Source organism: Adonisia turfae CCMR0081, assembly GCF_011009555.1.
Classification (GTDB): Bacteria; Cyanobacteriota; Cyanobacteriia; order Phormidesmidales; family Phormidesmidaceae; genus Leptothoe; species Leptothoe turfae.
The window spans coordinates 4,746,320-4,754,196 of sequence record NZ_QXHD01000004.1 but is presented as its reverse complement, the minus strand read 5'-3'; the positions used below and the strand labels follow the sequence as shown (position 1 = coordinate 4,754,196).

Below are 7,877 nucleotides of genomic sequence, written 5' to 3'. Positions count from 1 at the left end.
GGTGCACCTGTTTGAGAATGTATTGTTCGCCTGGCTTGGTAATCCGAGGTGGAGCAACATAGATTTGGGCCTTAGGATTCAGCTCACGGGAAAGCGCCACTGCGTCCCGATAGCGCACCGGGTTTTCCAGCTCGCAATAAACCGTCGTAATATCCGCCGCCAAAACCGCCCGAAGTTGAGCAAAATTACGAACAAGAGGCAGTAACGTAGGTTGGATTGAGTCCCCAAAACCCAACAAACCCGCAGATTGTTCCGAAACCCCGACACCCGACGCCTCCACCAATTGCTCTGCCCTGCCGCACCCCAACCCCCCCGGCAACAAATCCCCATAGGTATGCGTTACCTCCAGCTTCCAAGCCTGCGGCTGCATCCGCTGCTCCAACAATTGCTCCACCAAATCCCGACGTAGGCGATTCAGCTCACTCACTGGCACCATCAGCCCTGCCGCCAGATAGTTAGTCAAAGCACCTAACTGAAATGGAGTGTTCCCTAACCGAGAAAGTTGTTGTACCAACTTTTCAGACGTCAGAGGCTGATTACGAGCCAATTCCAGCCGCTTTGCAGATGTAGCCCTGGCAATGTGGCCTTGGGGATCGGTGGCGATCGCAACCACCGGCTCTCCCTCCACACCATGCACTTCGATATCAATGGGCTGCTGAACCTGGGGCTGCTCACCGCTGTAGCTCTGGCGTAGGACCTTATCTAGCTCTGGGTCAGAGGTTTTCCAAACTTTATAGCCCGGTTTAACCTGACGCAAATCAATGCCGTGCTTAGAAAAGCTCAGACAGACAGTACGCCCCCGATCTTCCACCCCATAAATCCGCCCACCTTGGTCCGTATCGGGATGCCCAGAGTCAAACACAATGCCATCCCCAGCCTTAACCGGTACCTTGGGCCGTAGCTCCACCTGCTGCCTGGTCACCCGCACCACATCCCCCAGGTATACTCCCCGCTTCTTAGCAAACCGGGCATGGACTAATTTCTGGTTATTGATACCGCGAAACCAGCCTGTATACAGACCCCGGGAAAAGGCCATCTCCAGGTTATAGCGTTCATCTGCCGTTGGCTGATAGGAAATGGGTCGATTACCTAGCTTCAGAGATACCTTTTCTGTTGCGATCGCTGGAGAGACCGTCTGCAACGCCCGGTCTAATGCTTGACGATAAACACGGGTAACGTTGGCAACATATTCTGGGGCCTTCAATCGTCCTTCTATCTTCAAACAGCTCACCCCAGACTTAATTAAATCTGGCAACACAGGCAGTCCAGAGAGATCTTGAGGGCTGAGAAGATATTGCTTATCTCCTAGATCGACAAGTTCTCCATCAACCTTCATATCGTAGGTCATACGGCAGGCCTGGGCACATTCACCTCTGTTGGCTGACCGTCCACCGAGAGATTCACTAGTCAAACATTGCCCTGAATAAGCAACACATAGAGCTCCATGAACAAACACCTCTAGCGGCAATGCAATATCTTTTGTTTGTTGTTGTATTTTCTCAATATCTTTAAGAGAACATTCTCTTGCAAGAACAACTAACTGGGCTCCAAGATTGTTGGCAAACTCCACCCCCGCTGCTGAGGTCACCGTCATTTGGGTAGAGCCATGAATCGGAAAGTCAGGGGATAAATGGCGAATTAGTCGGCACATGCCCACGTCTTGAACGATGGCCGCATCCACCCCCGCAGAAATCATGGTGCGCAGGTAGCGTTCTGCTGCTGCTAGTTCGCCAGGAAAAATCAGCGTGTTAAAAGTGACGTAGCCCTTCACACCACGGCTGTGGAGAAATGCCATGAGTTCGGGCAGGTCGGCTTCGGTGAAATTTTGCGATCGCATTCGCGCATTAAACCGATCCAGGCCAAAATAAATCGCATCGGCACCATTCTCCACTGCAGCTTTAGCACAGTCCCATGTGCCTGCTGGCGCTAGTAATTCAGGGCCGTAACACATCGTCATACTCAAACCTATGGAACACCGAACCTATCCACTATTATGGCTTCCGCCATAAATCGCCAGCCTTGGTTATATCAGGCCATCCCCACAATTCCAATAAAATTTTCCAAAATAAGGGTATCAACATTGAAGGACTGAGTCATGAAAACTAGGTGGTTAGCGCTATCAATCGGCACAATCGCAGCAATAGCATTAACCCACACCGCCCAGGCTGTTGAGTTAGCCAACGGCACCACGGCTTTTTTACAACCCCCTCAATTCCTCAATGCGTTTACGACCAACGACTCAGTCATGCGTCGTAATGCCACGTATTTCTTTACCCTCGATCTGCCTGCCAATGCAGATGCCGCCTTGCAACGTGTGGTGATTGAGCCCCAAAATCTAACCCGCCATCTCCAACCCTATCGACTAGATCAGACCGTAGCCTTTTCAGAAACAGCCGGAGACGAGAGAAGTGAACTAGGTTTGGGCAATATTTCCGTCAACGAAGACACCAAAGCTGTGACGGTAGAATTTAATCCGCCCGTTACGCCAGGCAGACAAGTAACCATCGGCTTACGTCCACAACGTAATCCACGCTTCGATGGCATCTATGTATTCCGAGTGATCACCGTTCCAGAAGGCGACCAACCTCAATCTCACATTGCTGGCCATGGGCGTCTTTACTTTATTGATAACGATAGCGATCGCCTTTACCCTTAGGCCGTATTTAGAGGGGAAAAACAATGTAGAGACGGTGCATGTAACGCCTCTACACCGTTAATTTTCATCCCCTATTTACCAAGGGCTTCATCCAATACCTTTCGAGCTTCTTCTGCACTAGCTCGCGCATCACGATAGCGCAAATTACTTTGGGCAAAGGTTTTAAGCACCTTAAAACCATTCTTTAATTCTTCCAGCTGCTCATCAGTAATGACATCATCAGTAAACAGTAAATCTACTAGTTCTCTCACTTTCAAAGCTTCACTGCGGGATCCTTGCACCTTAATTTTTAAGTTAGCCAAGCTGCTCAGGATCTGCACCGCATCAACAATTGCATTTTCCTCAGCGGTGGGTTCTGTCTTTTGTTCTTTCACTTCAATAAAATCCTTTGGGGTAAAGCCGTCATCTAAATCAGCCGTTAGCTTACCATCGCCCATCATCTCTAGAAGCTGATCCATTGCCTTTTCACGGGCTTTTGCCGAATCACGTCCAGAAACGGTGATCAATACATTTTCGGGACTTTGAGGAATCGTGTATTGAACCATGGGATAGTATATTTGTACCCACCAACAGTATCAATAATACTACCGGATAGTGAACCCCACAGCAAAAAGCTCTTGATCTAACGACCAAGAGCTTTTCAAATCTTAAAAGTTTCACCGCAACGCCGTCTTACCTCAGTTTTTGACCTGGAAAATCCAGGTGGGCCCGTGGTCGCGATTTATAGTTTCCGGGTACAAGCCCGGTATACTGCCACCGCGATCCTGTTCGATGCCCTTAAGTGAAAAGCATAGATCAAGAAACATTGTTGGCAGTCACCAACGCCGTAGTGAAACTAGAGTCATCATAACCAACTGTCCTGGTAAATCGACAAGGGTTGATCGATAGAGATGATTGAGCGGTTTTCCTCACCTCAATCACTATTTCAAATAGAACCCAAAAACGTGGGGACGTTCCATGGAACGTCCCCACGTTTTAAGGGGATTCGGGATACCAGAGAGCTTCTATCTGATGAATGAGTTGGTTGAGCTGATCACGGGTATAGACGCGATCGCATGTCACCGTGACATGACCTAATTTTCGTCCCGGACGAGATTCCCCTTTGCCATACCAATAGACTTGGGCATTCGGCAATGCGGCTAAAGCCCCCCGCTGTTCTCTATAGTTTGATGTGGAACTTTCAAATCCAAGAAGATTGATCATCAGAGCCTGAGAGCATTTAAGATCAGACGAGCCCAGTGATAGTCCACTCACTGCCCGTAGCTGTTGCTCAAATTGGGACGTCACACAAGCATCCAGAGTGTAGTGCCCCGAATTATGGGTACGGGGGGCAATCTCATTAATCAAAACGCGATCATCAGCGGTTAGGAATAGCTCAATCCCAAACATACCAATTACGCCAAGCTGAGTTAATAACGTAGTGGCAATGTGAGCCACTTGCTGACACACGGGATCGCCAACATCTGCTGGTGCAATCACACGGCGGCAGACCTGATCAATTTGCTGGGATTCAACCACAGGATAGAGGGCGATTTCACCCGTCTGAGAACGGGCGGCCATAACTGCCAGTTCTCGATCAAATGCTACAAAGGCCTCTAATAGAATTGGCTGATAGCCGAGTTTTGCCCAGGTAGCTTTGACAGCATCCAGGTCTTGCAAAATAAAGGTGCCTTGACCGTCATATCCATGGCGACGGGTTTTGAGGGCCAAAGGGAATCCAACAGTAGCAACGCTAGTTTCCAATTGGGGCAGATCGGCCTTTGAGTTTAGCGCGACAAACTTAGGAGAGGGCAACCCCAAACTCTGACAGTACAACCGCTGATCATATTTATCTAACAATGGTTCCAAACAGCTCAGCTGAGGATAAAACTGAGTGCCCTGCTTCTCAAGGAGTTGCAGCGCTGGTAGATCAATAAACTCGTTTTCAAAACTAATGACATCACAATGCTTGGCCAGGATAGCCGTTGTATCGGCGTCAGCCACTGCCCCAAAAACCACATGATCAGCAATGGCAACGGCGGGATCAGATTGCTCTGGCGTTTGAATGATCAAACTCAAATCTAAAGTTTTAGCGCCAGCGGCCATCATCCAGGCCAGTTGACCGCCGCCAATAATGCCAATTTTTTTTGCTGTCTGTCCCATAATCAACTTGAAAACTATAAAGGGAACGGTAAGGTCACCTTTTTTAACTGTCCCTTGTAACAGAACAAAGGATGTCTTTTTTAAGGATGATTGCCATAATATATCTTTACGTTTCGCCTTAGCTTAGATAGACTAATCCGTCCCAATCGCCCACACAATAGTAGCGCTCTGCTAACGAGAGAGCTTTTTTATCTATGACTCAGATGACGGTTAATCCCAAAACGTCTTCACTAGAATTGTTTTCTTGCCTCTTAAATCAACTGTCCCAAGGCCCTGTTGTTTTGGCTATTGTGACAGCAACCCAAGGTCACGTAGATTCTCAAGTAGGCGATAAGCTACTGATCTGGGGTGATGCTCAAAGTGCTGGCAGCTTAACAGAAAACACTGTCAAAGCGACCGTAACTACCCAGGCATTTTCTGTTCTCAAAACAGGTATTTCCCAGCGGATGGTGATCGATCCCGGCAATAATATGTTTGCCGTCTCCTCGATACCTACAGAAGATAAATCCACAACAGATCAAGTTCATGTTTGGTTAACACGCTGGCAAGGAGAGGGTGCGATCGCAACCGCCCAAGCCATGCTATATGCCCTCGAAGCACCTCACACCAGCCGACTTATTGTCCCCTTAGTAACAGGTCAATTCCCGTATATTATTGACCGCAACTCTCCATCATTACGAAACCTCCAAGGCCAGGATGCATACATAGAAGAGCTATAACTCATTTCCACTGCCCCATCTCCTCAACAACATTCTCAAAAAACAGAAAATAACAACAGAACATCTAGATTGGCACAACCTTCCCTCTGGAGATATTCATCCAGCAGTGCGCTATATCTAACAAAATAGAGAAAAGCCCTGAAATGTCTGTAGACATTTCAGGGCTTTATCGTGATGAAATGGCATTAGTACGTAGCAGTTAGGCGTAGCCTCCAAATGCTTTCTGACAATACACTTAAACTGACTTTCGCTTCTTTCGCTTAGCTAACCACTGTTGAAACACCATACCAAAGAAAGGCATATCTTCAATCAAATAACGTCTCCACAGACGCTTAGGCTCAGACATTGTTCGGTACAACCACTCAAGACCCAACTCAGTCACAAACTCAGGAGAACGAGGCTTATGACCTGCCTCAAAATCGATAGCTGCACCGACTGCCAAAAATGTCTTAATGGTGGATAGTTTCTCTCTGTGCTTCACAATCCACTTTTCTTGCTTAGGCGCACCAACACCAACAACTAAGACATTCGCAGACGAAGCATTAATGCGCTCTATAATTGCTTCGCACTCCTCAGGGTTCTTCTCAAAGCCATAGGAAGGTGAGTGAGCCTCAACAATAATATCACGCCCAATACGCTCATTAATACGCTGCTGAGCCAGCTTGGCAACACCAGGAGCCGCACCCAACAAATAAATTTTCACGTCAGGATTTTCGCGGTGATAATCACAAAACCAGGGCAACAAGTCAGAGCCTGAGATTTTGTCACATATGGGCGTACCTAAAAATTGAGCCGCATACATCAGGATCTTGCTATCACAAACGCGATAGTCCACAGCCTTGTACACGTCACGAAAGTCTGTATCGTGTTGCAGCTTCATCAAGTGATCCACATTGGGTGTAACCACAACTCCGCCATGGGCGTCTAAACGCTCTAATAGCTCCTGTCGGGAAAGGTTGTCAATCTCAACGTCTAATATATTGACCTTAGGCACTTTATCGGTAGTTAGGGCAGATACATTTGTATAAGAGTCTTTGAAATTATGGTCTGAAGTGACGACAGAAGCTTGGTACTGCATGATTTTCCAGAAGGCTACCTTACGACTAATACAAAAACATTCACAACTGAGGTCGAAGACAAGAACAATCATTCAAATGTCCTATACAAGGAACTATTTGCCTGTCAACCTGAAGGCCTGTTGGTGAAGGGAGATGACACCTGAACAACCATTCCAATAGCGTTATACCACTGCTGTAATAGTCACTCCGTGCCTTGCATGAACTCATCGAATAAACTTAATGGGATAATAAAGAACCGATGAGAATACATACATACCCACACAAGCACAGCAACAATAGTCCCCAAGCAGTAGTGGCAGACTAAAGTTTTAGCCTCTCATACTGCTAGAGCAATTAGCAAACAGCTTTCCGAAAAAACACTGTAGTGATAATGCCCAACCTACTTTAGTGACTAAGAAGTCCTAACAATAGTTTCCTGCTGGAGGGCAAATAAATTTACGTATGTAGCGGTTGCTTTACTATGTAGCTTGTGCACTCATTTGAACAAATTGCCGAAAATTCTACAAAAAGAACATCCACCTCAACAAAAGATCGGTAAGAATCTCAACAGAACTATACATAGTCTTTAAAACTGAGGCTTTCACTACCCAACTTTTTCATCTACTACAGCCTTAACAGTCCTCTTTTAGGCAAAATCCATCGAAATACTTACATAAAATTCATGTTCAGGTAGATTGTTCTCACAACAACTTTTTACAACGCCATCAATCACTATTGACAAAATCATTAAATAACAGTTGTGCCGTTAGCTCAGCAGCACTTGCTTCAGCATACTTAAAGCCTTGCCGGTCATGAATAGGACAAATGTGCCAGAGAACTTGGTGGAAACAGCCTGCGCTGATCTAAGTTGCAACAATTCGAGCCCTGAATAGTGATAGTGGCATGATGCCAATCCCACCATTCAGGACATCGATGTCGGTTCACTCTAAACCCTAAAACCCCAGAATTCCTACGCCCAGGCCATTAAGAACCCTCCATAGCGATAGGATCGAGCACATGAGGTTTGTACAGGTACCGCCTTGATGAGCTTGCTATCGGATCGCACAGTTGCCATGACCATGACCATCTAAGCCGTGATCATCGCTATCGAAAGATATGCGCTATCGGCCCAGATATCATCATCCTTGATCGCTATGGAAATGCCCTGAAGCATTCTTAAAAGCCGACAGGCACAGAACTATCAGCACCCGCAAGATAGTTCTGTGCAACTTCGCTAGCATCGAAAGCTTGATTATAAATTGCAACCAGGTCATAACTACCGAGCCAGGGTCGACCCCCACC

6 protein-coding genes and 1 other RNA gene are annotated in these 7,877 nt (G+C 46.9%); 2 read left to right on the top strand and 5 right to left on the bottom strand.

The genetic code is table 11. The features are described from left to right. Positions 1-1,957 (bottom strand): peptidase U32 family protein (locus DXZ20_RS24390; protein ID WP_163703604.1); only part of this gene is annotated, 1,957 nt, incomplete at its 3' end. 138 nt (positions 1,958-2,095) lie between these two features. On the opposite strand from DXZ20_RS24390, the gene DXZ20_RS24385 reads away from it, so the two are divergent. After that, complete coding sequence (locus DXZ20_RS24385) at positions 2,096-2,656, top strand: DUF2808 domain-containing protein (protein WP_163667073.1); 561 nt, start codon at positions 2,096-2,098, stop codon at positions 2,654-2,656. 71 nt (positions 2,657-2,727) lie between these two features. On the opposite strand, the gene DXZ20_RS24380 is transcribed toward DXZ20_RS24385, so the two are convergent. From DXZ20_RS24380 to DXZ20_RS24370, 3 genes are all read right to left on the bottom strand, one after another. Next, a complete protein-coding gene (locus DXZ20_RS24380; protein WP_006517873.1) occupies positions 2,728-3,201 on the bottom strand; it encodes a BAR domain-containing protein in 474 nt (157 codons plus the stop codon). A 107-nt stretch (positions 3,202-3,308) separates the two neighbouring features. Next, positions 3,309-3,492: non-coding RNA, 6S RNA (gene ssrS, locus DXZ20_RS24375), on the bottom strand. Positions 3,493-3,631: 139 nt separating this feature from the next. After that, positions 3,632-4,798: a 5-(carboxyamino)imidazole ribonucleotide synthase gene (locus DXZ20_RS24370; RefSeq protein ID WP_163701542.1), complete on the bottom strand. Its 1,167-nt coding sequence runs from the start codon at positions 4,796-4,798 to the stop codon at positions 3,632-3,634. Between the two features lie 194 nt (positions 4,799-4,992). Between DXZ20_RS24370 and DXZ20_RS24365 the strand changes: the two genes are divergently transcribed. Then, entirely contained in the window at positions 4,993-5,517 is a 525-nt protein-coding gene (locus tag DXZ20_RS24365; protein WP_163701539.1) for an XdhC family protein, read from the top strand. 235 nt (positions 5,518-5,752) lie between these two features. Here the strand turns inward: DXZ20_RS24365 and DXZ20_RS24360 are convergent, their stop codons facing one another. Next, the gene (locus tag DXZ20_RS24360) at positions 5,753-6,511 is read right to left on the bottom strand and encodes a WecB/TagA/CpsF family glycosyltransferase (RefSeq protein ID WP_348918294.1); all 759 of its coding nucleotides are present in this window, start codon (positions 6,509-6,511) and stop codon (positions 5,753-5,755) included. Between the last annotated feature and the right edge of the window lie 1,366 nt (positions 6,512-7,877).

Coding starts and splice junctions, on each gene's coding strand:
- DXZ20_RS24385 (WP_163667073.1), top strand. CDS start 2,096: ATGAAAACTAGGTGGTTAGCGCTATCAATCGGCACAATCGCAGCAATA.
- DXZ20_RS24380 (WP_006517873.1), bottom strand. CDS start 3,201: ATGGTTCAATACACGATTCCTCAAAGTCCCGAAAATGTATTGATCACC.
- DXZ20_RS24370 (WP_163701542.1), bottom strand. CDS start 4,798: ATGGGACAGACAGCAAAAAAAATTGGCATTATTGGCGGCGGTCAACTG.
- DXZ20_RS24365 (WP_163701539.1), top strand. CDS start 4,993: ATGACTCAGATGACGGTTAATCCCAAAACGTCTTCACTAGAATTGTTT.